This window comes from Mesorhizobium sp. LCM 4576, assembly GCF_001854815.1.
GTDB classification, from domain to species: Bacteria; Pseudomonadota; Alphaproteobacteria; order Rhizobiales; family Rhizobiaceae; genus Mesorhizobium; species Mesorhizobium plurifarium.
Genome location: NZ_MDDT01000016.1, coordinates 101,591 through 125,471 on the forward strand (window position 1 = coordinate 101,591; position 23,881 = coordinate 125,471).

The 23,881-nt window shown below is 64.0% G+C and carries 20 protein-coding genes; 6 read left to right on the plus strand and 14 right to left on the minus strand.

The annotated features are described in order from the left end of the window. Positions 1–56: 56 nt before the first annotated feature. From LCM4576_RS08240 to LCM4576_RS08260, 5 genes are all read right to left on the minus strand, one after another. Positions 57–3,209: an efflux RND transporter permease subunit gene (locus LCM4576_RS08240; protein WP_071031641.1), complete on the minus strand. Its 3,153-nt coding sequence runs from the start codon at positions 3,207–3,209 to the stop codon at positions 57–59. Then, positions 3,206–4,510, minus strand: a complete 1,305-nt coding sequence (locus LCM4576_RS08245) for an efflux RND transporter periplasmic adaptor subunit (protein WP_071031642.1) — start codon at positions 4,508–4,510, stop codon at positions 3,206–3,208. The genes LCM4576_RS08240 and LCM4576_RS08245 overlap by 4 nt, the downstream gene beginning before the upstream one ends. Before the next feature lie 311 nt (positions 4,511–4,821). Further along, positions 4,822–5,418, minus strand: a complete 597-nt coding sequence (locus tag LCM4576_RS08250; RefSeq protein WP_071031643.1) for a LysE family translocator — start codon at positions 5,416–5,418, stop codon at positions 4,822–4,824. A gap of 120 nt (positions 5,419–5,538) precedes the next feature. After that, positions 5,539–6,114: an acetolactate synthase small subunit gene (ilvN, locus tag LCM4576_RS08255; RefSeq protein ID WP_040982128.1), complete on the minus strand. Its 576-nt coding sequence runs from the start codon at positions 6,112–6,114 to the stop codon at positions 5,539–5,541. A gap of 83 nt (positions 6,115–6,197) precedes the next feature. Beyond that, on the minus strand, positions 6,198–7,979 hold the full coding sequence (locus tag LCM4576_RS08260; RefSeq protein WP_083361348.1) for an acetolactate synthase 3 large subunit: 1,782 nt from the start codon (positions 7,977–7,979) through the stop codon (positions 6,198–6,200). A 344-nt stretch (positions 7,980–8,323) separates the two neighbouring features. On the opposite strand from LCM4576_RS08260, the gene LCM4576_RS08265 reads away from it, so the two are divergent. Continuing rightward, the gene (locus LCM4576_RS08265) at positions 8,324–10,246 is read left to right on the plus strand and encodes a sigma-54-dependent Fis family transcriptional regulator (RefSeq protein WP_071031644.1); all 1,923 of its coding nucleotides are present in this window, start codon (positions 8,324–8,326) and stop codon (positions 10,244–10,246) included. Between the two features lie 164 nt (positions 10,247–10,410). Beyond that, positions 10,411–12,219 (plus strand): NAD(P)/FAD-dependent oxidoreductase, encoded by a 1,809-nt coding sequence (locus LCM4576_RS08270; protein WP_071031645.1) that lies wholly within the window; start codon positions 10,411–10,413, stop codon positions 12,217–12,219. Positions 12,220–12,270: 51 nt separating this feature from the next. On the opposite strand, the gene LCM4576_RS08275 is transcribed toward LCM4576_RS08270, so the two are convergent. Both LCM4576_RS08275 and LCM4576_RS08280 read right to left on the minus strand, forming a co-directional pair. Continuing rightward, entirely contained in the window at positions 12,271–12,861 is a 591-nt protein-coding gene (locus LCM4576_RS08275) for an HD domain-containing protein (RefSeq protein ID WP_071031646.1), read from the minus strand. Beyond that, positions 12,858–14,009 (minus strand): gamma-butyrobetaine dioxygenase, encoded by a 1,152-nt coding sequence (locus tag LCM4576_RS08280; protein WP_071031647.1) that lies wholly within the window; start codon positions 14,007–14,009, stop codon positions 12,858–12,860. Before LCM4576_RS08280 ends, LCM4576_RS08275 begins: the two co-directional genes overlap by 4 nt. Positions 14,010–14,120: 111 nt before the next feature. Between LCM4576_RS08280 and LCM4576_RS08285 the strand changes: the two genes are divergently transcribed. After that, on the plus strand, positions 14,121–15,005 hold the full coding sequence (locus tag LCM4576_RS08285) for a LysR family transcriptional regulator (RefSeq protein WP_071031648.1): 885 nt from the start codon (positions 14,121–14,123) through the stop codon (positions 15,003–15,005). Here the strand turns inward: LCM4576_RS08285 and LCM4576_RS08290 are convergent. From LCM4576_RS08290 to LCM4576_RS08300, 3 genes are read right to left on the minus strand one after another with little or no spacing between them, the layout of a single operon-like run. Further along, positions 14,997–15,536 (minus strand): GNAT family N-acetyltransferase, encoded by a 540-nt coding sequence (locus LCM4576_RS08290; protein ID WP_071031649.1) that lies wholly within the window; start codon positions 15,534–15,536, stop codon positions 14,997–14,999. The two genes, LCM4576_RS08285 and LCM4576_RS08290, sit on opposite strands and share 9 nt — an antisense overlap. A gap of 39 nt (positions 15,537–15,575) precedes the next feature. Next, positions 15,576–15,884, minus strand: coding sequence for a hypothetical protein (locus LCM4576_RS08295; protein ID WP_041007736.1), 309 nt, complete (start codon positions 15,882–15,884; stop codon positions 15,576–15,578). Between the two features lie 5 nt (positions 15,885–15,889). Continuing rightward, positions 15,890–16,456 (minus strand): XRE family transcriptional regulator, encoded by a 567-nt coding sequence (locus LCM4576_RS08300; RefSeq protein ID WP_071031650.1) that lies wholly within the window; start codon positions 16,454–16,456, stop codon positions 15,890–15,892. A gap of 152 nt (positions 16,457–16,608) precedes the next feature. On the opposite strand from LCM4576_RS08300, the gene LCM4576_RS08305 reads away from it, so the two are divergent. Beyond that, the gene (locus LCM4576_RS08305; RefSeq protein ID WP_071031738.1) at positions 16,609–18,444 is read left to right on the plus strand and encodes an ATP-binding protein; all 1,836 of its coding nucleotides are present in this window, start codon (positions 16,609–16,611) and stop codon (positions 18,442–18,444) included. A gap of 166 nt (positions 18,445–18,610) precedes the next feature. On the opposite strand, the gene LCM4576_RS08310 is transcribed toward LCM4576_RS08305, so the two are convergent. Further along, a complete protein-coding gene (locus LCM4576_RS08310; protein WP_071031651.1) occupies positions 18,611–19,402 on the minus strand; it encodes a GGDEF domain-containing protein in 792 nt (263 codons plus the stop codon). A gap of 124 nt (positions 19,403–19,526) precedes the next feature. Then, positions 19,527–20,471, minus strand: a complete 945-nt coding sequence (gene miaA, locus LCM4576_RS08315) for a tRNA (adenosine(37)-N6)-dimethylallyltransferase MiaA (RefSeq protein WP_041012227.1) — start codon at positions 20,469–20,471, stop codon at positions 19,527–19,529. Here miaA and serB point away from each other — a divergent pair. Continuing rightward, complete coding sequence (gene serB / locus LCM4576_RS08320) at positions 20,461–21,348, plus strand: phosphoserine phosphatase SerB (RefSeq protein ID WP_116390202.1); 888 nt, start codon at positions 20,461–20,463, stop codon at positions 21,346–21,348. The genes miaA and serB overlap by 11 nt on opposite strands. Next, positions 21,345–21,917, plus strand: coding sequence for a GNAT family N-acetyltransferase (locus LCM4576_RS08325; RefSeq protein WP_071031652.1), 573 nt, complete (start codon positions 21,345–21,347; stop codon positions 21,915–21,917). The genes serB and LCM4576_RS08325 overlap by 4 nt, the downstream gene beginning before the upstream one ends. A 45-nt stretch (positions 21,918–21,962) precedes the next feature. Here the strand turns inward: LCM4576_RS08325 and LCM4576_RS08330 are convergent, their stop codons facing one another. Then, positions 21,963–23,480 carry a DegQ family serine endoprotease gene (locus LCM4576_RS08330; protein WP_071031653.1) on the minus strand — a complete coding sequence of 506 codons (1,518 nt, stop codon included), beginning with the start codon at positions 23,478–23,480 and terminating at the stop codon, positions 21,963–21,965. 209 nt (positions 23,481–23,689) lie between these two features. Continuing rightward, the gene (locus LCM4576_RS08335) at positions 23,690–23,875 is read right to left on the minus strand and encodes a DUF2065 family protein (RefSeq protein ID WP_071031654.1); all 186 of its coding nucleotides are present in this window, start codon (positions 23,873–23,875) and stop codon (positions 23,690–23,692) included. Between the last annotated feature and the right edge of the window lie 6 nt (positions 23,876–23,881).

The following is a 23,881-nucleotide window of genomic DNA, read 5'->3' on the forward strand; positions in this document are numbered from 1 at the left end:
TGTTTTCTGAGGCATGATCTTGTCCGAAAAGTCTGCAACTTTTCGGGATCATGCTCCTACTCGGCCGCCACCTTCTTCGGCTCTGCCTCGCCGTCAAACAGCGAGGCTTGCTCGCCGCCTTCCACCACATGCAGCGCCGGCTGGTTCCGTCTCGATGAGAAGCTGAGCAGCCAGCCCGAGAAATTCTCGAAATAGACGTAGATCACCGGCGTGACGAACAGCGTCAGCGCCTGCGAGGCGAGCAGGCCGCCGACCACGGCAACGCCGAGCGGCTGGCGCAATTCGGCGCTGGCGCCGGTGCCGAGCGCGATCGGGAACGTCCCCATCAGCGCGGCAAGCGTCGTCATCATGATCGGCCGGAAACGCATCAGGCAGGCTTTGTGGATGGAGTCCTTCGCCGACATGCCTTGTCGCCTGAGCTCCAGCGCGACGTCGACCATCATGATGCCGTTCTTCTTGACGATGCCGATCAGCATCAGGATGCCGATCACCGCGATCACCGAAAGGTCCATGCCGGCGAAGCGCAGCGCCACCACCGCGCCAAGCACCGCCGACGGCAGGCCGGTGAGGATGGTGAGCGGGTGGATGAAGCTCTCATAGAGCATGCCGAGCACGATATAGATCGTCAGGATCGCGCCGCCGATCAGAAAACCCTGGTTGGCCAGCGAATCCTGGAAGGTCTTGGCCGTGCCGGCAAAGCTTGTCGAGATCTCCTTCGGCATGCCGATCTGTTCTTTGAGTTGGTCGATGCGGGTCACCGTGTCGCCGAGCGAGACGCCCTGCGGCAGATTGTAGGAGATCGTCACCGCCGGAAGCTGGCCGAGCTGATTGACCGTCAGCGCGCCGGCCGTACGATCGACATGCGCGAAGGCGCCGAGGGGCACCAGGTTGCCGCTCGCCGTCCGCATCTGGATGGCCARCATCCGCTCCGGCGACCATTCGATCTTGGGGTCGAGCTCGGTGATAACCTCATAGCTGTCGGCCGAACCGAAGATCGTCGAAACCTGGTCGGTGCCGAAGCCGCCATAGAGAGCCGAACGCAGCGTGTCGGTATCGATGCCAAGCTGGGCGGCCTTGTCGCGGTCGATCACCAGCGACGCCTRCAATGCGTTGTTCTGCAGGTCGCTGGTGACATCGGTGAACATCGTGTGGTCCGCGACCATCGCGTCGTTCAGCTTCTGCGCCCAGATGTCGGTCTGGCYGGTATCCAGACCCTGCACCACGAGCTGATAGGCGCTGGCGGACGACCGCGAGCCGAGGCGCAGGTTCTRCACCGGCTGCATATAGGTTTCGATGCCGGCCACGTTGGAAAGTTGCTTCCTCAGATCGGACTGCACCTTCTCGATGTCGGGGCGTTGGCTCTTGTCCTTCAACTGGACGTAAAGCCGGCCTTGATTGAGCGCGCTTTGACCGCCGCCCACCGACCAGGCGACATGCGTCACATAGGGAGAATGCGAGAACACGTCGGCGACCTTGCCCTGCAGCTTGACCATGGCGTCGAAGGAGATGTCCTGGCGCGCAAGCGTGGTCACCGAGATCTGGCTGATATCCTCCTGCGGAAAGAAGCCCTTCGGCGAAACCTGGATCAGCCACACCGACGCAGCCGCGGTGGCGACGAAGACGAGGAACACCAGGAAAGTGTTTCGCAGGCAGAAGCCCAGGATCCGGTCGTAGCCGCGCGTGATGAGGTCCGGCTTGTGACCGGGCGCATGCTTTTCGCGATCGGCCTTGGTCACCGACAACAGACGCGAGCAGAGCATCGGCGTCAGCGTCAGCGACACGAACATCGAGGCCAGGATGGCGACGGTCACCACGACGGCGAATTCGTTGAAGATACGGCCGATGACGCCGCCCATCAGAAGCACCGGAATGAACACGGCCACCAGCGAGATCGAGATCGAGATGATGGTGAAGCCGATTTCACGCGCGCCTTTCAGCGCCGCGTCGAAGGCCGACAGCCCATCCTCTTCCATGTGGCGGAAGATGTTTTCCAGCATGACGATGGCGTCGTCGACGACAAGGCCGACGGCCAAGGTCAATCCCATCAGCGAGATGTTGTCGATCGAGAAGCCGAACAGGAACATCGCGCCAAGCGTGGCGATCAACGAGATCGGCACCGCCACGGCCGGAATGATGGTTGCCGTCACCCGGCGCAGGAACACGAAGATCACCATCACCACCAGGGCAATCGTCAGGAGCAGCGTGAACTGGACGTCGCCGACGRCTTGCCGGATCGAAGTCGACCGGTCGTTAAGCAGCTTGATCGAGGCTGCCGCCGGCATCTGGTCCTGGAAGGACGGCAGCATCGCCTTGACCTTGTCGACCACCTCGACGGTGTTGGCGTCGGGCTGGCGCTGGACCGCCAGGATGATGGCGCGCGTGCCGTCATACCAGCTTGCCGTCGTCGTGGTCTCGACCGAGTCGACGACGCGGGTCACCTCGCCCAACCGCACCGGGTGACCATTCTTGGTGGCGATGATCAGGTTGGAGAAGCCGGCGGCATTGTCGAGCTGCGTGTTGGCGGTGATGGTCAGCTGCTGCTTGTTGTTCTGCAGGACGCCGAGCGGCGTGTTGCTGTTGGCCGAGGTGATCGCGGCCTGCAGCTGATCGATCGAGATGCCGCGCGCGGCGAGCGCGGTCGGATCGATCTGGATGCGCACGGCATATTTCTGCTGGCCGAAGATCGAGACCTGCGCGACGCYATCGATGGTCGACAGCGACGGCGAGATGACGTTTTCGGCAAAGGCGTCCAGATCGGTCAGCGGGACCGTGTCGCTGACCAGCGACATCAGGAGGATCGGCGCGTCGGCCGGATTGACCTTTCGATAGCTCGGCGGCGCCGTCATTTCCGGCGGCAGCGATTTTTGCGTGCGCGCGATCGCCGCCTGGACATCCGCGGCCGCCGCGTCGATGTCGCGGTTGAGCACGAACTGGATGGCGATCGAGGTCTGGCCGAGCGAATTGGTGGTCGAGATCGAATCGATGCCCGCGATGGTCGCGAATTGCTTGATCAGCGGCGTCGCCACTGATGTCGCCATCGTCTCCGGCGAGGCGCCGGGCAGGCTGGCAGAAACATTGACCACCGGAAATTCGGCGCTGGGCAGCGCCGCCACCGGCAGGAACTTGTAGGCAAAAATGCCGCCCAGAATGAGGGCGAACGACATCAGAAGGGTGGCGACAGGCTTGCGTATGCAGAATTCGGAGATCATTGGCTCGCCCCGCCGGCCTTGTCGGCCTCCGCGACTTTGGGCGWTGCCTGATCGCCGGATCCGGCCGCGGCTTTGCCTTCATGYACCGCCGCGCCGTTCTTCAACCGTGTCTGGCCTTCGACGACGACCTTCTCGCCGCTCTTGAGACCATCGCTGATGGCGCTGTTCTGGCCCACCGTCAGCGCCACCTGCACCGGCCGCATCTCGACGGTGTTGTCCGGCTTGACCACATAAACGAATGGTCCCTTCTGGCTGGGCTGCACCGCGACCGTCGGAACCGAGGTCATCTGTGGCATCGTGCCGGCCTCGAGCACCACGTTCACATATTKCCCGGGCCACAGCGAAAGATCCGGATTCGGTATGYTCGCCCGCGTCGCGATGGTGCCGGAGGCCGTGTCGACGCTGGAATCGACGAAATCGAGCGTGCCCTTGCCGATCGCCGTGGGATCGCCGTCCTTGGTCAGCGTCACGTCGCCTTGCGTCGGATTCGCCAGTTCCTTGTGCAGCAGAGCAAGATTGCTCTCGGGCAGCGTGAAGTTCACCTGCAGCGGGTCCATCTGCGTGATGGTGACCAGCGGCGTCGAGCTGCCTGAGTTGCCGTTGCTGGTGGTGACCAGATCGCCGACCGAGACGTTGACGGCGCCARGCCGGCCCGAGATCGGCGCCGAGATGGTCGCGTAGCTCAACTGCACGGTGTCGGCATCGATGGTCGCCTTGTCGGCGTCGATGGTGGCGGCCGCGGCCTTCTGCGCCGCCAGCGCCTGATCGTAGGTCTGCTGCGTGCCGGCCTGCTTGGCGACGAGGTCCTTGGCGCGCTGCAGGTCGGCCTGGGCGCTCACCAGCATCGCCTGGTCCTTGGCGAGCTGCGCCTGGTCCTTGGYGAGCTGCGCCTTCAGCGCGCGGTCATCGAGCGAAATGAGCAGATCACCGGCCTTGACCATCTGCCCGTCCTTGACCGCAATCGACACGATCTGGCTGGAAACACGGGCATTGATGTTCACCACCTCCGGGGAAGAGACGAAGCCGATGGCATAGCGGCGTATCGGGAAATCAGCGGTCGTCGCGGCTGCGGCGACGATCGAGGCCGAACGCGGACCGCCGCCTTTCGCATTGTCGCCTTTCGCATTGTCAGGGGCGCCGGCCGCTTTATCGCCGCTCGCCGTCTTGTCCGCGGTGGCCACGCTAGCCTGCTTGCCCGAAATCAGCTGCTGCAGCTTGACCAACGTCGTGGGCGAAAAATAGAGCCCGCCGCCCGCCAGGCAGGCGACCGCGACAATTGCAAAGGCGATTTTTCCGCGCATCGACAAATGAGTCCTCTACCCGACACGCCGATCCCGGTGGTCTATCCTAGCTCGTTTCACGGCCGTCTGCCGCGATTTTCGCCGAATAGATAGGACAAGGCCCGGGCGGAAAAGGGCCAAAACGCGGGATTACGAAGATTTAATGTGCAGTGCACAAATGTTGGGCAGTCGGCAAACGAGCAGGATGAGGCGCCATCATCCGATCGAAAATAGACCGAAAGTGCCCTTTCCGAGAGGGGAGCCGAGCGTGCCCAATAGTGGCGAGACGCAAAGCCGTGCGCCGGCATCACCTGAGTATCAAGACATCTTTACTAGCGAAGCATCGGCCACAGGGTCGCCGCCAGTAACAGACCCATGGCCATGTTGAACCATTTCAGCCGCGCCGGATTCGACAGGAAGCCGCGCAGCGCCGTGCCGAAACCGGCCCATACCGAAACGCTGGGTAGGTTGACGACGGTGAAGGCGATCGAGATCAGCGCCACCGAGACGAACGGGTGATCGGCATTGGTGTAGACGGCCATCGCGGTGATCGCCATCACCCATGCCTTGGGGTTGACCCACTGGAAGGCAGCAGCGTCGATGAAGCGCATCGGCCGCCCCTCCGCGCCTTTTCCGTCGCTCATCGAGCGMGACATGGCGATCTTCCAGGCGAGATAAAGCAGATAGACGGCGCCTGCGATCTTCAGCGCCGTATGCAGCGCAGGCAGCGCTGTCAGCACCGCGCCGAGCCCGAAGCYGACGGCCAGCAGCAGGATCAGAAAGCCGATGCTGACGCCCAGCATGTGCGGGACCGTCCTGGCGATACCGAAATTGACGCCCGAAGCGAGCAGCATGAGGTTGTTCGGCCCCGGCGTGATCGACGTCACGAAGGCGTAGACCAGCAGCGCAAGGAATGCGTCGAGCGACATGTCATCCTCCCGGATATGTCAGCCTTACTGTCCTTTTTTTAGCAGATGCGCAAAAGCCACCGGCGGAGGACTGCCGGACCAGAGACAAGGTTGAAACGGTGTGAGCGCTGGTCGTCCTTGTCACATTCCCTGCGGGCCGCGGTTCATCGCGGCGACGCCGGTACGGCARATCTCGACCAGGCCAAGCGGCTTCATGATGGCAATGAACTGGTCGAGCTTGGAGCCCTTGCCGGTGATCTCGAAGATGAAATGCTCGGTGTTGGCGTCGATGACCGAGGCGCGGAAAGCGTCCGCAAGGCGGAGCGCCTCGACCCGGGCATCGCCGGTGCCGGCGACCTTGACCAGCGCGAGCTCGCGTTCCAGCGGCCGGTCCTGGCCAAGCTCGTGCGAACGGACGGACAGGTCGACCACCCGGTGCACCGGCACGATGCGTTCGAGCTGGTTCTTGATCTGCTCCATCACATGCGGCGTGCCGCGCGTCACGATGGTGATGCGCGAGAGATGCTTCTCATGCTCGGTCTCGGAGACGGTAAGGCTCTCGATGTTGTAGCCGCGACCGGAAAAAAGGCCGATGACGCGGGCAAGCACGCCCGGCTCGTTGTCGACCAGCACCGAAAGCGTGTGCGTTTCCGGCTTCTCGGTTTCCTTGGCGATGAAATAGGCGGAGCCGGTCGGTTGGAGGTGTTGTGCGTTCATAAGATGAATCTCGATTTCAGACTTTTGAGCTAATTCTCTGTTTGCGCACGGCTTTCTCGCGACAGCCCCGCCTTTGTGGCCGCCTACACCAATTCCCTGCCCTTGGCGTCGATGGCGTTGGCCACCGCTTCGTCGGTCGCCTCGTCCGGCAGGAGCATCTCGTTATGCGCCTTGCCCGACGGGATCATCGGGAAGCAGTTGGCCAAGGTCGCCACGCGGYAGTCGAACAGAACCGGCTTCTTCACCGAGATCATCTCCCGGATCGCGTCGTCGAGCTCATCCGGCTTGTCGCAACGGATGCCGTGGCCGCCATAGGCTTCCGCCAGCTTGACGAAGTCCGGCATCGCCTCGGTGTAGGAATGCGACAACCGGTTGCCATGCAGCAGCTGCTGCCACTGGCGCACCATGCCCATATACTGGTTGTTGAGGATGAAGATCTTGATCGGCGCCTCATACTGCACCGCCGAGCTCATCTCCTGCATGGTCATCTGCACCGAAGCGTCGCCGGCGATGTCGACGACCAGCGCATCCGGATGCGCGATCTGCACGCCGAGCGCCGCCGGCAGGCCGTAGCCCATCGTGCCCAGGCCGCCCGAGGTCATCCAGCGGTTCGGCTTGTCGAAATGATAGTGCTGCGCCGCCCACATCTGGTGCTGGCCAACCTCGGTGGTGATGTAGGTGTCCATGTCCTTGGTCAGCGCGTAGAGCCGCTGGATCGCGTATTGCGGCATGATCACGTCGTTGTTCATCTTGTAGGCGAGCGAATCGCGCGCCCGCCATTTCGCGATCTGCTCCCACCACGGATAGAGCGCCTTCTTGTCGGTCTTGGYGGTCGCCCGCCACAGCCGCACCAGATCCTCCAGCACGCGGCCGACATCGCCGATGATCGGCACATCGGTGTGGACGTTCTTGTTGATCGAGGACGGGTCGATGTCGATGTGGATCTTCTTCGAATTCGGCGAGAACGCATTGAGCCGGCCGGTGATGCGGTCGTCGAAGCGCGCGCCGATGCAGACCATCACGTCGCAATCGTGCATCGCCATATTGGCTTCGTAGGTGCCGTGCATGCCGAGCATGCCGACCCAGTTCTTGCCGGATGCCGGATAGGCGCCGAGCCCCATCAGCGTCGAGGTGATCGGGAAGCCGGTGAGGTCGACCAGCTCGCGCAGCAGATGGCTGGCTTCCGGTCCCGAATTGATGACGCCGCCGCCCGAATAGATGATCGGTTTCTTGRCGCCGGCCATCAGCTCGACCGCCGCCTTCACCTTTTCCAGGTCGCCCTGGACCTTCGGCTGGTAGCTGGTGCGCGGCGCCGTCTGCGGCGGCACATAGATGCCCTTGGCGAACTGCACGTCCTTCGGGATGTCGACCACAACGGGACCGGGCCGCCCGGTCGTCGCGACATGGAACGCTTCATGGATGGTGGCGGCGAGCTCGTTGACGTCCTTCACCAGCCAGTTGTGCTTGGTGCAGGGCCGCGTGATGCCGACCGTGTCGCATTCCTGGAAGGCGTCGGAGCCGATCAGCGACGTCGGCACCTGGCCGGTGAGGCAGACCAGCGGAATGGAATCCATCAGCGCATCCTGCAGCGGCGTCACCGCGTTGGTGGCGCCGGGGCCGGACGTCACCAGAAGCACRCCGGCCTTGCCGGTCGAGCGCGCATAGCCTTCCGCCGCATGGCCGGCGCCCTGCTCGTGCCGGACCAGGATGTGCTCGACCTCGTCTTGTTGAAAAATTTCATCGTAAATCGGGAGAACCGCGCCGCCCGGGTAGCCGAAGATGTGCTTGACGCCATTGTCCTTCAGCGCCTGCACCACCATTTCGGCGCCCGTCATCTCGCGCCGCTCGTTCTGTCCGTTGCTCATCGGTCTGGTCCCGTACTGTTTCGCCGTCTGGCGATTGCTGGTCGTTTAGTTCGATTGGAGGCAATAAAAAAGGCCCCCGAGGGAGCCTGTGGGATGCGCATGGGAGGATTTCGCCCGGCGGTTACACCGCCTTGCCCACGCGCCAGCCTACGAGAATGAGTGCCGTTTTCATGGGCGCGGACAATAAGGGCGAAAACGCGGGCTCGTCAATGGGGTCCGGTACGAATTCACCCGCCTGTGAGAATGGCGCCGGCGCGTTCCTTTGATACAGCTACCATAGTACAGTTGAGCGTRCCTCTCCGACGCACCACTATGCGTTGGCAAAGGACGTGCGAGGAGGACGCATGGCTRGCGAGCGGGAGCATATCCGCGAAATCGAACAGGTGCTGTCCGGCGCGCGATCGGCCCGCGACGATATCGTGGTCCAATCCTGGCTGCGCTGCATCGACACGCATCGGCTCGACCCGGCACGTCCGACGGAAGCCTACATCGTTCCCGACACGCAGTTGCGCGAGCACCGCGAGCAGTCCGAAAGGCTGATCGCCATTGCCCGCAGCGGCCTCGAGACATTGTTCAAGCAGGTGGCGGGCCAGAACTACGTCTTGCTGCTGGCCGATGCCAAGGGCGTCACCGTCGACTTTCTCGGCGACCCGCTGTTCATGGATCAGTTGCGCAAGGCCGGGCTCTATCTCGGCTCCGAATGGTCGGAGAGCCGCACCGGAACCTGCGGCGTCGGCTCCTGCATCGTCACCGGCGAGGCGATGACCATTCACCAGACCGACCATTTCGACACCACCCACACGCCGCTTTCCTGCACCGCTGCGCCGATCTTCGACACCAAGGGCGAATTGACCGCCGTGCTCGACATATCGCTGCTGCGCTCGCCGCAGCCGAAGGTCAGCCAGAACCTTGCCCTTCACCTTGTGACGGCATCCGCCCGGCRCATCGAGCTCGCCAATTTGATGGCGCAGATGCATTCGGAATGGGTGCTGCGCTTCTCACGTTCGCCCGAATTCCTCGACGTCGATCCGGAAGCGGCCATCGCGCTCGACGCGTCGGGCCGGATCCTCGGCACGACGCGCGGCGCGGCGCTGCTTTTGGCGCAAGCCGGTGGCATCGACTGGAGGCTCTCGTCCTCGCCGATCGGCCAGCCGATCTCGCGTTACCTCGACATGGATATCGACGACTTGCCGAATTTGACGCGCGGCCGCCCGACCGAGGAGCGGCTGGTGTTCGGCCGCAACGGCAGCGCGCTGTTCGCGCATGCCATCGAACCGCAGCCGACGAGTGGACGCCGCGCCCCTGTGGAGGTGCTGCCGGGACCGATCGCCGAGCTTTCGGGCGGCGACCCGGTTATGACGGCGGTGCAAATGCGGGCAGCCAAGCTGGCGCGCACCGCGATCCCGATCCTGATCCATGGCGAGACCGGCTCCGGCAAAGAGGTTCTCGCCCGGGCGATCCATGACAGTTCCGGGCGCGCCGGCCCGTTCGTGGCCATCAACTGCGCGGCTATCCCGGAACATCTGATCGAGAGCGAGCTGTTCGGGCATGCCGCTGGCGCCTTTACCGGCGCCACGGCCAGAGGGCGCAAGGGTCTGATCGAGAGCGCCGACGGCGGCACGCTGTTCCTCGACGAGATCGGCGATATGCCCTACGCGCTGCAATCGCGGCTTTTGCGAGTGATCGCCGAGCGCGAACTGGTCCCGGTCGGCGGCATCGCGCCTCGGCCCGTCGACATCAAGGTCATCTCCGCCTCGCATCATGACCTGCGCCAGCTGGTTGCCGAGGGCCGTTTCCGCGAGGACCTGTTCTATAGGCTGAACGCCGCCCCGCTGACCTTGCCGCCACTGCGCGAGCGCACGGATTTCGAATGGCTGCTGGAACGGCTGGTCGGCGAGCGCGCACGTCTTGCCGGGCGGCCGGCAAAACTGTCGGCGGCGGCGCGGCTGGCGCTGATCCGCCACGACTGGCCCGGCAACATCCGCGAGCTCGTCAACGCCGTGGATCTGGCGGTGGCGCTTTGCGAGGACGAGACGATCCAGCCTTCCGACCTTCCCGATTTCGGCGCCTCCCGCGCGGCGCCGCCGGYCCCGTCCGCCAGCCTGGTCGCGCTGCGCGCGCCCTCGCTCGAGGAAGAGCGCGGCGCCCTGTTGGCCGTGCTGGCGGCAACCGGCTGGAACATTTCCGAAGCCGCCCGGCGTCTCGGCGTCGACCGCACCACGGTGCATCGCCGCATGAAGCGCCTGCGGCTGGAAGCACCGAATTGATACTGCAGGACTGTGGCGCGCCGTAGCGCGTGCAACAGAAACGCAACAGGCAAGACGACGGAAGAGCGTCCTAACAGGTTGATTCCATTGCAATCCATAATGAGCGCCACGGTTGGCACGCCGCTTGCTGCTCATGGCGCACTCTAGCAAGTGGAGGAGAACAAATGCTCGAGAGAACACCCACCACCAAGGCGCAGGCACTGCTCGACAAGTTCGGCAAGGCGCTGGAAGCCGGCGGCATCGACAGCGCCGTCAACTGCTTCCAGGCCGACTGCTACTGGCGCGACCTCGTCACCTTCACCTGGAACCTGAAGACGATGGAAGGCCAGGACCAGGTTCGCGACATGCTGCGGGCGACGCTGGCCAGCACCAAGCCGACCGGCTGGTCGGTGGCCAAGGGCGAGGAAGCGAGCGAGGACGGCGGCGTCATCACCGCCTGGATCACCTTCGAGACGAGCGTGGCGCGCGGCTTTGGCCTCGTGCGGTTCAAGGGCGACCTGATCTGGACGCTGCTGACCACGATGGCGGAGCTGAAAGGCTATGAAGAGAAAGCGGGCTTCACCCGCCCCCTCGGCGCCAAGCACGGACACGGCAAGGACCGCAAGACGTGGCGCGAGGAGCGCGACGACGAGATCGCCGAGCTCGGCCACACCAAGCAGCCCTATGTCGTCATCATCGGCGGCGGCCAGGGCGGAATTGCTCTCGGCGCAAGGCTGAAACAGCTCGGCGTGCCGGCCGTCATCGTCGAGAAGAACGAGCGTCCGGGCGACTCCTGGCGCAAGCGCTACAAGTCGCTCTGCCTGCACGACCCGGTCTGGTACGATCACCTTCCCTATATCGACTTCCCCAAGAACTGGCCGGTCTTCGCGCCGAAGGACAAGATCGGCGACTGGCTGGAGATGTACACCAAGGTGATGGAGCTGAACTATTGGTCCTCCACCACCGCCAAATCCGCCAAATACGACGAGAAGACGAAGGAATGGACCGTGGTCGTCGAGCGCGACGGCAAGGAAATGGTGCTGAAGCCCAAGCAGCTGGTGCTGGCGACCGGTATGTCCGGCAAGGCGAACTGGCCGAAATACAAGGGCCAGGACATCTTCAAGGGCGAGCAGCAGCACTCCTCGACCCATCCCGGCCCGGACAAATACCGGGGCAAGAAGGTGGTGGTCATCGGCTCGAACAACTCGGCGCACGATATCTGCGCAGCACTTTGGGAAGGCGGCGCGGACGTGACCATGGTGCAGCGCTCGTCGACCCATATCGTCAAGTCGGACACGCTGATGGATATCGGGCTTGGCGCACTCTACTCCGAGCAGGCGGTGGAGAACGGCATGACAACGCGCAAGGCCGACATGATCTTCGCTTCGCTCCCCTACCGCATCCTGCACGAGTTCCAGATCCCGCTCTACGAGCAGATGWAGGAGCGCGACGCAAAATTCTACGCCGACTTGGAAAAGGCAGGCTTCCTGCTCGACTGGGGTGACGACGGCTCGGGTCTGTTCATGAAATACCTGCGCCGCGGCTCCGGCTATTACATCGATGTCGGCGCCTGCGACCTCGTCATCGACGGCTCGATCAAGCTGAAGAGCGGACCGGGCGCCGCGGTGCAGGAATTGACCGAGACCGGTGTCAAATTCGTCGACGGCACCGAACTGCCGGCCGACCTCGTGATCTATGCCACCGGCTACGGCTCGATGAACGGCTGGGCCGCCGATCTCATCTCGCAGGAGGTGGCGGACAAGGTCGGCAAGGTCTGGGGCCTCGGCTCCGCCACCACCAAGGATCCCGGCCCATGGGAAGGCGAGCAGCGCAACATGTGGAAGCCGACGCAACAGGAAGCGCTGTGGTTCCATGGCGGCAACCTGCACCAGTCGCGGCACTACTCGCAGTATCTGTCACTGCAGCTCAAAGCCAGGCAGGTCGGCTTGCCGACGCCGGTCTATGGGCTGCAGGAGGTCTATCACAAGAGCTGACGCACAGCGCTCTCGCGGAAGGCGGAAGCCCGGTCAGCCGGGCTTCCGCGTCTATGCCGCCTTTTCAGCCGCGAACTTCTTCACCACCCGCTCGAGCAACGGCACGTAATCGCGGAAGGCTCGCGTCTTCATATTGGCGACCTTGCCGCCCTCGTCCCAGATGCGCACGCGCACCGCTTCGTCGTGGAACGGATTGCTGCGGAACTCGGYCACTTCCGCCGCGCTCATCGGCCCGCCCTGCAACGACAGCGTATGCATCGAGGCCGGCGACAGCTTGCCGAAATAGCTTGGATCGGTGGCGCACAGATAGCGCTTGGYCGAGACATGCAGCCTTACGCATTCGACGATGACCGGCGGAAAGAAAGGCRCCAGCACCTCGCCGCCCGCCTCGTCATGATGCTTGTCCTCGACGTCGTCAGGCGAATAGGTGCCGAACTCGCTGGTGTAGTGGCCGATGTYGTGCAGCAGCGCCGCTGCCACCAGTTCCTCCGGCGCGCCATCCTGCTCGGCCAACCACGCGCCCTGCAGCATATGCTCCGACATCGTGACAGGCTCGCCGAGATAGGATTCCGCCCCGCGGCGCTCGAAGATATCGGCGATGAATTCGACGATGTTGCCGGCATTCAGGTCGTTCGGTTTCATTCCGCCGCCTCCTTGAAACCATGCTCGATCGCGGCAAGCGTCGACAGCAGGCCGTCCTTGTCGGCGTAGCAGCCCTGCAGCCATCGCTTGCCGCTGCCCGAAAACGCCTTGCGCGCATGCATGACGCGGGTGTTGTCGACGATGAAGGATTGTCCCGCTTCGAGCTTGAAGGTGACCTCGAAAGCCGGATCCTCGATCAGCTCAGCGAACCGGCGGTAGGCCGCATAGTATTTGTCCATCTCGGCGAACGGCACGTCGACGGCCGGCGCCAGCGAGCGGTTGTYGAAGCGGATGCAGATGAGCTCGCCATCGGGTCCGAGTTCGATCATCGGCCGCTTGGACTGGAGCCGCACGCCCGACGAGCCGGCATACTCGAAACGCGCCGGATAGGAAGAGAGCAGCCGGAAGCCGTCCGGGTTTTCCGCCTGAAGTGCCGCCGCCACCGCGAACCCGTCGACGACGCTGGATTCGCCGCCTTCCACTGTGTTCTCGATGCAGGACAAGATCTGCAGCGTCGGCACCGGGTCGCGATAGGGATTGTCGGTATGCGCCTGCAGGCCGAGATTGGTATAGGCGAGGTTGTTCGGATTGACCTCGGCGCGCACCTCGAACCAGCGCCCGTAATTGGTCTCCCGGACGTAGCCGAAGAGGTCGGCCACCTTGCACAGCGCGCCGGATTCCGTKGGCAGGCCGTCCATGACGGCAAAGCCGAAGCGGCGCACCGCTGCCAGCCATTGCCGCAGCACGTTGCCGTCGCGGCTGGCATCCCCATAGGCAGCGCGCGGCACGGAATTCTGCATCGTGGCTTTCGTCCAGCGCTGTACGTCGCCTCCCGTCCAGCCGGGCTCGTGATCCTCCTTGCGATCATAGGCATGAGCGCGGAGCCAGCTTGCGGGAAAGTTGACGGCCTTGCCTTCGGGAACGAATGTGACCTCCAGCGTTTCGCCCCTGATGGAGGCCGCACCGATCCGCGTTTCCGCCGGAATATCGAGAATGGTGATCAGCCGCTGGCCGTTGCCGGCGCTGCGCGTCTTGTCGTCCAGCGCATTGTCTCGCAGCCACATGGCGTGGAAGCGGCTCACCGCTCCGTCCTGCCAGCCAAGCTCGATCGTTCGCCCATCGTCGCCCAGCGTTACCCTCATCAACATACTTTGAAAGCTCCCGTTTTGTACCCGCCACAACGGGCACGGATTGCATGCTGACTTCATCGAAGGCATAATTCAAATTATCGTTTTGCGGGTATTGGCGCTAAATTTCTAATGGCTGAGAAAGTATTCGATACGATACCCCCTCTCGACTGGCTGCGCAGTTTCGAGGCAGCCGCCCGCCTGTCCAACTTCACCGCCGCTGCCGCGGAGCTGGGGCTCACCCAGGCCGCGGTGAGCCAGCATATCCGTTTACTGGAAGAGCGGCTGAAGACGCGACTGTTCGCGCGTCTGGCGCGCGGCGTGGCGCTGTCGCCGGAAGGGGCGGCCTATCTCCCGCACATCCAGTCGGCATTCGCGACCATCGGCAACAGCACAAGCGAGCTGTTCGAGCCGCGCGCCTTGCAGACCGTCTCGATCCGGGCTCCAATCTCGTTTGCCCTTCTGGTGCTGGTCCCGGCTCTGCCCGACCTGGCAAAGGCGCTGCCGCAGGTCCGGCTCGATCTGGTAACCATCCACCGGCCGACCGACTACGACCAGCCGGGTTCGGCGCTCGACATACGTTTCGGCAACGGGTCCTTTCCCGGGCGCGAGGCCGACCGGCTGACCGTCGAGCGGCTTGTCCCGGTCGCGGCTCCGCCGCTCGCCCGGGAAGCCGATTGGACGTCATTGCCGCTGCTCCTGGTGGCAGGCGCGCGCGAGATGTGGGCGGAATGGTTCGCCGCCGCGGGGCTTGCCGGCCATTCCCGCCGCTCGCATCGCTTCGACAGTTTCGTCGCCGCGATGGAAGCCGCGAAGGCCGGCGCCGGAGCACTGCTCGGCTCGCGCCCGCTGATCGACACAGCCCTCAAGGACAAGGGGCTCGTCAGGCTTTCGGATTTCGAGCTTTCGAGCCCATCGGGGCATTTCCTGACGAGACCGTCATTATCGCGATTGTCCGGCGCCGAGCAGGATTTTCGCCGCTGGCTTCTGTCGCGCGTTGCCGGAAGGTCAAGATAGCGTACAGGCCTCCGCTCCTATCCGCTTCCAGTAGATCAACGTGCCGGTCAGCCCGCCATGCGGCTTGAGCGCAAAATCGGGGATTTCTCCCGTCAGCGTGAAACCAAGCTTCTCATAGAGGCCCGCCGCGCCCTCTTCGCTCGCCGTGTCAAGCACGAGCAGCGTGCGGCCTTTCTCGACTGCCAGTTCTTCCGCGGCGCGCATCAGGCGGGTCGCGACGCCTTTGCCGCGATGGGCCGGGCCGGTCATCAGCTTGGCGATCTCGGCGCGGTGYGGTTGATTGGGCGGGAAGCCGAGCAGCAGCGTGACCGTGCCGGCAAGCGCATCGCCCTGYCATGCGCCCAGCACCGCCCTTTCCCCGCGCGCGGCTGCGGCAAGCGACTGGCGCCAGAAATCCCGCGCGGCCTCCACTGACAATGGATGCATGAAGCTCACCGATCCGCCAGCGGCGACCGTTTCGATCAACAGATCGGAGAGCATCGCGATGGTTGCCGCCTCGCCGCTCAACGCCCGGATTTCAAGGGAGTTCATGCTGGTGYTCTCCAGGCAACGAGATATCGGGCACAAGGGTCATTCGAAATGGCTGGCCCGTTTGCGCCGGCGCGCCCGCCGGATTTCGGCAATACGGTCGGCATCTTCCTCGCCGAGATGGCGGCCGCGCTCCAGGATCTCGAGCGTATATTCCTCGTAGGTCAGCCCGAGCCGCTCGGCCCTCTCCAGCCGCATCAGCATGACGGCGTGGCTCGGCGCCTTCCAGGCCTTGTCATGGGCGGCRCGCCAGGCGAGGAAAATATAGGCATCGCCCTTGCCCCAGGGCGGGCCGTCATAGTCGTCGAGCGGCGGCCCGCCATTGTGCGAGCGTTTTGGCCGTCGGGGCATCAAGGTCAGTCCCTGACCAGCGCCACGAGATACTCCGCCGCATCGGGTCCGGGAGCATGAAAGACGCAATCCGACGGGGCACCCAAAGCCAGGCAGTCGCCGGGCCCGAGCCTGTGCACCATATCGCCCTCGGTGAAATCCAGCCTTCCGTCGATCAGCCATATCTGCTGCTTGATGAAGGCGTAGGACGACGCCGGAAGGCTGACCTTGGCGCCTGCCGGCAGGCTGACCCGGATCAGTTCCAGCGGCATCTGCGATGCCGGCGACAGATGCCGCCTTATGTAACCGGTTGCCGGGTCCTGCCAGATCGGCTGCTCCTCCTTGCGCGAGAYGCCGCCGCCTTGCGTCTCGGCTCGTGCGATCAGCGTCGACAACGTCATGCCGAAGGCCGCCGCGACGCGCACCAAAAGCGCCGCGGTCGGACTGGTCGTCCCGCGTTCGATGACGCTCAGCATCGCCTTCGAGACGTCCGAGCGCTCGGCCAATTCGGCCAGAGACCAGCCCCTCATCGTTCTTTCGGAACGTATGCGCCTGCCGATCGTCGCTGTGATCTCATTCGATATATCGTCCATTCATCCAATATATCGGAATTCCGAAAACGGGGAAGAGGCTGTTCGATCGAATTGTCGCGGCTGGCTTAACGCTGCCTACACCATCCGACCTCACGTGACTTTAACCCCGATTGGATAGGGTTCCTGCTCCAGGGGAATGGGACCAGAGCATGATGTTTGTTGAACRCGAAGCCTCCGTCGGGGAACCGACCTCGCAGGAACGCCGCAACATCCAGCAGAACGACAAGCGCATTCTGGGCAATGTCGTGCAATGCGACGGCGCCCGCGCCACCATCAGCGCCTTTGCAGAGGATGCCGAAGGCACAGTCACCGGCCTCTGGACCGTTGGCAGGATGATCTCAATCAATCTCGGCTCGACGAGAACGGTCGGCCTTGTCTATGCCATCGGCAAGTCGGACCTTCACTGGAACCACGATGGGCAGAACCTGATCGAGGTCAGCGTCGAGTTGGTCGGTGAAGTGCGTGACGGTGCCGAGCCCGGCGCCAGGCCGGTGTTCGACCGCGGCATCACTACCTATCCGCATATCGGCGCCATCGCCCACCGCATCCGCAGCCGCGACCTGCAGGCGGTCTACGACCTGGCCGGGCGCCATTCGGTGACCATCGGCACGCTGTCGCAGGATGAGTCGATCGACGCCAACATCGCCATCGACGACACGCTGGCGCGCCATTTCGCGATCGTCGGCACCACCGGCGTCGGCAAATCGACGGCGGTCTCGCTGCTCTTGCGCAAGACGATCCAGGCGCGTCYGGATCTGCGCRTGCTCATCCTCGAYCCGCACAACGAGTTTGCCGCCTCGCTGCCGGAATATTGCGTCAAGGTCGATTCCAAGACGCTCGACCTGCCGTTCTGGATGTTCAGGCTGGAGGAGTTCGCCGAAGTGCTGTTTCGCGGCCGCGAGACGGTGCCCGAGGAAGTGGATGTCCTGCGCGACCTGATCCCGGCCGCCAAGAACCTCTACCGCAACCCGAATTCCGGCACCTATGTCAGGCGCGGCAGCGACGCGCTGACGGCGGACACGCCGGTGCCTTACCGCATTGCCGATCTCATCAAGCAGATCGACGAGCGCATGGGCATGCTTGAAGCCAAGAACGACCGACCGACCCTGAAATCGCTGAAGACGCGCATCGAATCGGCCGCCGCCGACCCGCGCTACCGCTTCATGTTCAATTCGCGGCTGATCGAGGACACGATCCACGAAACGATCGGCAATATTTTCCGCGTTCCGAGCCATGGCCGCCCGGTCACGTGCTTCGAGATGGCGGGCATGCCTTCGGAAGTCGTCAACTCGGTCTGCTCGGTGCTGGCGCGCCTGGCCTTCGACCTGGCCTTGTGGAGCGAGGGACGGCTGAGGCTGCTCCTGCTTTGCGAGGAGGCCCACCGCTACATGCCGGCCGATCCGCGCCTCGGCTTCGCGCCRACCAGGCATGCGCTGTCGCGCATCGCCAAGGAAGGCCGCAAATATGGCTGCTATCTCGGCGTCGTCACCCAGCGCCCGGGCGAGCTCGACCCGACCATCCTGTCGCAATGCTCGACCTTCTTCGCCATGYGCCTCGCCAACGAGCAGGACCAGGCGATCWTCCGCTCGGCGATCGCCGACTCCTCGGCCTCGACGCTTGCCTTCCTGTCCTCCATGGGCCAGCGCGAAGCCATCGCCTTCGGCGAAGGCGTGGCGACGACCATGCGGCTGAAATTCGAGAAGCTGGCGCAGGAGTTCATCCCCGGCACCGCGAAGGGCGAGCAGATCGAGCCCTCCGTGGACGGCTGCGACGTCGACCTGGCGATGATCGTCGAGCGGCTTCGCAACGTGCCGAAGCCGCAGCAGTCCATGGCTTTTGCCGAGACCGTGGACTCAACTCGTCAAGCTGGCGACCCGGACTACAAGAAGCCGGCCGCCGCCGCCCCTCGCGTCCAGCCCGACGACGACTTCGACACACGCTATGGCCTGAAGCCCTCGACCTTCGGCATGCGCCAGTTCAACGATTGAGCCAGCAACCTCCGAAAGCAGAGTAAATCTCGTCAGGAAATTCGTCAGGCTGAGTCGACTGGAGTCGTTTTCGAGAACCGGAGCGGAGCGGACATTCAGTCCGTGAGCACTGGAAGCGCAGAAAACGCCTCCAGACGGCCAGCCTCACGAATTTAGTGATGAGATTTTAGGCGCAGACGCGGTTGCGGCCTTGCTTCTTCGCCTCATAAAGCTGGCGATCGGCGCGGCGGTAGAAATCCTCCGCGCTCTCCTTGTGGTCCCAGACGGCGAGGCCGACGCTGGTGGTGACCTTGAGACGCACATTGCCCGACATGATCGACAGGTTGGCGATCGCCTTGCGGATGCGCTCGGCGAACCGGGCGAGCAGTTCGACATCCATGTTGGGGRTGACGACGGCAAACTCCTCGCCGCCCAGCCGCGCTACCACATCGTGATAGCGCGTCATGTCTCTGAGACACGTGGCGACGGCCCTCAGCACCTCGTCGCCGACATCGTGACYATGCGTGTCGTTGACCTGCTTGAAATGATCGAGATCGAGGATCATCAGCCCGACGGGCCTGTCGATGYGGCGAAACTCATGCAGATATTCGCGCAACGCATCGTCGAAATAGYGGCGGTTCTGCATGCCGGTGAGACCGTCGGTGAGCGCCGCCTGCTCGAGCGTCTGCGAACGGGCGCTGAGCGAAACGGTCATGGCCCTGAGCTTGCCCTCCTCCCGCACCTGGCYGCGGATCAGCGGGTAGATGAAGAAGGTGCCGAAGAACAGCGCGGTCGCCAGCAGCGCGCCGGTGACGAACAGCAATTTGTTGAGATAGACGATCTTGTCGACGCGCGATGYCGTATCGAGGTCGGCGGCGATGTCCTGCAATTGGCCATAGGCGTGGAAGGTCACCAGGCCCGCGGCCAGGATCACAAAAATAAAAACGAAAAATGCGGATTCCGCCTTATGGAAACGCATCTACTCCCCGCGGCACTGCAAGCCCTGAGGTTATGGCATGGTGGACCTTACGGACCGTTAACCCGGACAACCTTGGCGAGAATTAGAGCCGGGGATTTTAAGGTGCTGATTGAAAAGCGTTTAGTCAGTCCAGAAGCGCCGGTTCGTCGCCCGGCCGCAGCCTGCGCCACTCCGCGCCCAGTTGGTGCCTGAACCAGGTCGACTGGCGCTTGGCATATTGCCGGGTGGCGATCTTGGCGCGTTCGATCGCTTCGGGAAAACCAGACTGTCCGGCCATCGCCGCCTGCAGCTCGCGCACGCCGATCGCTTTCATCGCCGGCAGATCGGGGTCGAGGCCGAGCGCTACGAGCTGACGCACCTCGTCGAGCGCGCCCTTGTCGAGCATCTGGTCGAAACGCGCCTCGATACGCCGGACCAGTTGCTGCCGGTCCGGCTCGATGACCAGGAAGCGCGCGCTGTCGCGATCGATCAGCGGCCGGCCGCGCGCCGCCTGCCATTCCAGGATCGAGCGACCCGAAGCGTCGAGCACTTCCAGCGCGCGCACGATGCGTTGGCCGTCCGTCGGCCTGAGCTGCATGGCCATGGCCGAGTCCTCGTGCATCAGCAGACGATGCAGCCTTTCGGCCCCTTGTTCCTTGAGCTCGTAACGCCAGCGCTCGCGGACGGCCGCCGGAATATCCGGCATATCCGAGATGCCTTCGGCCAGCGCGCGGAAATAAAGCCCGGTGCCGCCGACGAAAACGACTGGACGGCCCGACAGGACGCCATCGTCGATCAGCTTCGTCACGTCGCGCAGCCAGGCGCCGGTGGAATAGGCGGTGGAGGGATGTACGTGGCCGTAAAGGAAATGCGGCGCGCGTGCCATCTCGGCGGCGCTCGGCCGCGCCGTCAGGACGTCGAGAACCGAATAGCCCTGCATGGAATCGGTGTTGACGATGACCCCGCCATTGCGTTCGGCAAGATCGAGCGCCAGCGCAGACTTGCCGCTGGCGGTTGGCCCGGCTATCAGGATCGCGTTCTTGACGCGGCCCTCGCCCGCCTGTCTGCCGGAATGTTCGATGCCGCTGATCGCCACTTTAGTGTCCCGTCCAGAAGCCCGCGCCGTGCCGGCCTCGCTTGCGAATATGGCCTTGCGGGCCGCCGGCGCAAGYGCCGTTCACTGGCTGGCAGAGGATGTCGCCTGCGATCTCGTTTTGCCGCAGACGCCCGATATCGGCGAAATGACCGCCAATCTGCGCGCCGCGCTGGCGTCGGAACCGGTCGACGTCATCGTCCAGCCCGCCGAAAGCAGGCGCAAGAAGATTCTGCTCGCCGATATGGATTCGACGATGATCGACCAGGAGTGCATCGACGAGCTTGCCGACGAGATCGGCGTCAAGGACCACGTGGCGGCGATCACCGCGCGCTCGATGAATGGCGAGATCGCCTTCGAGCCCGCGCTGCGCGAGCGCGTCGCCCTGCTGAGGGGCCTCGACACCGCCGTGGTCGACCGCATCATCGTCAATCGGCTGACGCTCGCCGCCGGCGGCCGCGCGCTGGTGCAGACGATGCGCGCCCATGGCGCCTGGACGGCGCTGGTCTCCGGCGGCTTCGACGTCTTCACCAGCCGCATCGCCGCCATGCTGGGATTCCAGGAAAACCAGGCGAACCGCCTGATCGAGGACGGCGGTGCATTCACCGGCATGGTGGCCGAGCCGATCCTCGGCCGCGCGGCCAAGGCGGAAGCGCTGCTCGAGATCGCGAAGAGGCTCGGGCTGACGACGGAGGATGCCATCGCGGTCGGTGACGGCGCCAACGATCTCGATATGATCCGTCTTGCCGGCACCGGCGTCGCGCTCCACGCCAAGCCGGCGGTGGCGGAGCAGGCGCGCATCCGCATCGATCATGGCGACCTGACCGCGCTGCTCTATCTCCAGGGCTATCGCCGCGAAGAGTTCATCGAATGAAGCCGATCCGCACCGAGCGCCTCATCCTGCGCAACTGGGAAGAGCGCGACCGCGAGCTTTTCCACCGCATCAACTCCGACGAGCGCGTGATGGAGTTCTTCCCGTTCCGTCGCGACCGCGCCGCGGCGGACGCCAAGATGGACGAGGTCTGCGCCTGGATCGAAGAGGACGGCTACGGCTTCGCCGCGGCCGAGATTGCCACAACCGGCGAATGCATCGGCTTCGTCGGATTATCCGGAACGGAAGACATAGACGTGCTGGCGCCCGGCACGATCGAGATCGGCTGGCGCCTGGCGCCCGAATTCTGGGGCAAGGGCTACGTCACCGAGGCGTCGGAAGTCTGGCTTGCCTTTGGCTTCGAAACGCTTGGCGTCGACGAAATCGTGTCGTTCGCGGTTGCCGGCAACCGTCGCTCGATCGCCGTCATGAAGCGGCTCGGCATGCAACCCGACGCAGGCGCCGATTTCGATCATCCGAGCGTTCCCGACAGCCACCCGCATCTCAAGCGGCATGTCCTCTACAGGCTGTCGCGCCAAGGCTGGCAGGCACGAAAAAGGGCGGCCCGCTAGCCGCCCTTTTCGTTGAAATCCAGTTGGTTGGGCGCGTTTCCGCGCTCAATCCATCCTGATCGTCACGAAGCGCAGTTCGCCGGTCTTCGAGGCCAGCATAAGGAGCGCGTTCTTGCGGCCCTGCTCCTTCAGCGCGCCGATCCGGTCCATAACGTCCTTCGGCGTGCCGACCGATTCCTGCGCGATCTCGGTGATCACCTCGCCGGGTTGGATGCCGCGCTCGGCCGCCGCCGAATCCTTGGCGACGTCGGTGACGACCACGCCGGACACGTCGGCCGCGATGCCGAACTTCTGCCGCGTCTGGTCGTTGAGCTCGCCGACCGTCATGCCGAGCACCGAGGCTGTCGACACCGGAGGCGCTGCCTTGTCGCCCTTGTCCTGATCGGGGTTGCCGTTCTCGCCGCTGGCCAGCTTCTCGCCGTCCTCAAGCCGTCCGAGCGTAACCTTGACCGTTTGCTCGACGCCCTTGCGCACGATGACCACGTCGACCGCCTTGCCCACCGGGCTTTCGGCGACGACGCGCGGCAGGTCACGCATTTCATGGATATCCTTGCCGTCAAACTTGATGATGACGTCGCCGGCCTGCACCGAACCATTGTCGACCGGCCCRCCCTTGATCACGCCGGCCACCAGGGCGCCCTTGGCGGTCGCCATGCCGAGGCTTTCGGCGATGTCGTCCGTCACCGGCTGGATGCGTACGCCCAGCCAGCCGCGCCGCGTCTCGCCATACTGGCGAAGCTGGTCGACGACGCCCGCGGCAAGCTGCGAGGGGATGGAGAAGCCGATGCCGATCGAGCCGCCCGACGGCGAGATGATCGCCGTGTTGATGCCGATGACGTCGCCGGYGGCGTTGAACAGCGGACCGCCGGAATTGCCGCGGTTGATGGCGGCGTCGGTCTGGATGAAGTCGTCATAGGGGCCGGAGTTGATATCGCGGTTGCGCGCCGAGACGATRCCGACCGTCACCGTGCCGCCCAGGCCGAACGGGTTGCCGATCRCCATCACCCAGTCGCCGACGCGCATCTTGGTGGAATCGCCGAATTTCACCGCTGTCAGCTTGTGGCCCTTGGGGTCGACCTTCAGCACCGCGACATCGGTCTTGGTGTCGGTGCCGACCAGCGTCGCCTTCAGCGTGACGCCATCGGAGAAATTCACCTCGATATCGTCGGCATCGGCGATGACGTGGTTGTTGGTCACCACGATGCCCTGCTCGGCATCGACGACGAAGCCGGAGCCGAGCGACTGCACCTTCTGCCCGCCACCGCCCTTGTCGCCGCCACGGTTCTTGAAGAAATCGTCGAAGAAATCCTGGAACGGCGAGCCCTCGGGCAGCTGCGGCATCGGCACCGCGCCCGGTCCTTCCGTGCCTTTCACCGTCTGCGAGGTCGAGATGTTGACCACCGCGCCGAGCAGGCGCTCGGCGAGATCGGCGACCGAGGGCGGCCCGTCGGCGGCGATCGTCGGCGTGACGAAGGAGGGAACGGCAACAATGCCGACCGCRAATGCCGTGGCGCCGGCGAAGACCATGCGCCGCGCCGCGCGCAATAGGGTGTCGGATATCATCGTGGCCTCCCGGTGGTTCTGAAAAGGAAAAGCGCATCCGCAAAGGCGCCMGTCTTGCTCATGTTGGCAAGAAATAAGGCACGTTTGCGGCTATAGCTATCGGCCAAGGATAAATCGTCAATCGCTTCGGCACCATGGAATTTTCATTCGAGGCAATTCCGGGAAARGTGCTTAGCGGTTTTCCGTCCGGAATTGCGCAAAACAAACAGCTAGCCGCGGACCAGCCAGACGATACCGACGCCCATGGCGATCGCCACCAGCCCGCCGATCCGCAATATATTTTCCGGCATCGACAGCACCTCGGCGGCGAGTTTCCGGGCCAGAGCCGGAAACCCTCCGTAGACCAGCCCTTCGATCACCAGGACCAGGCCGATTGCCGCCACAAAATCCTGCACCGCCCG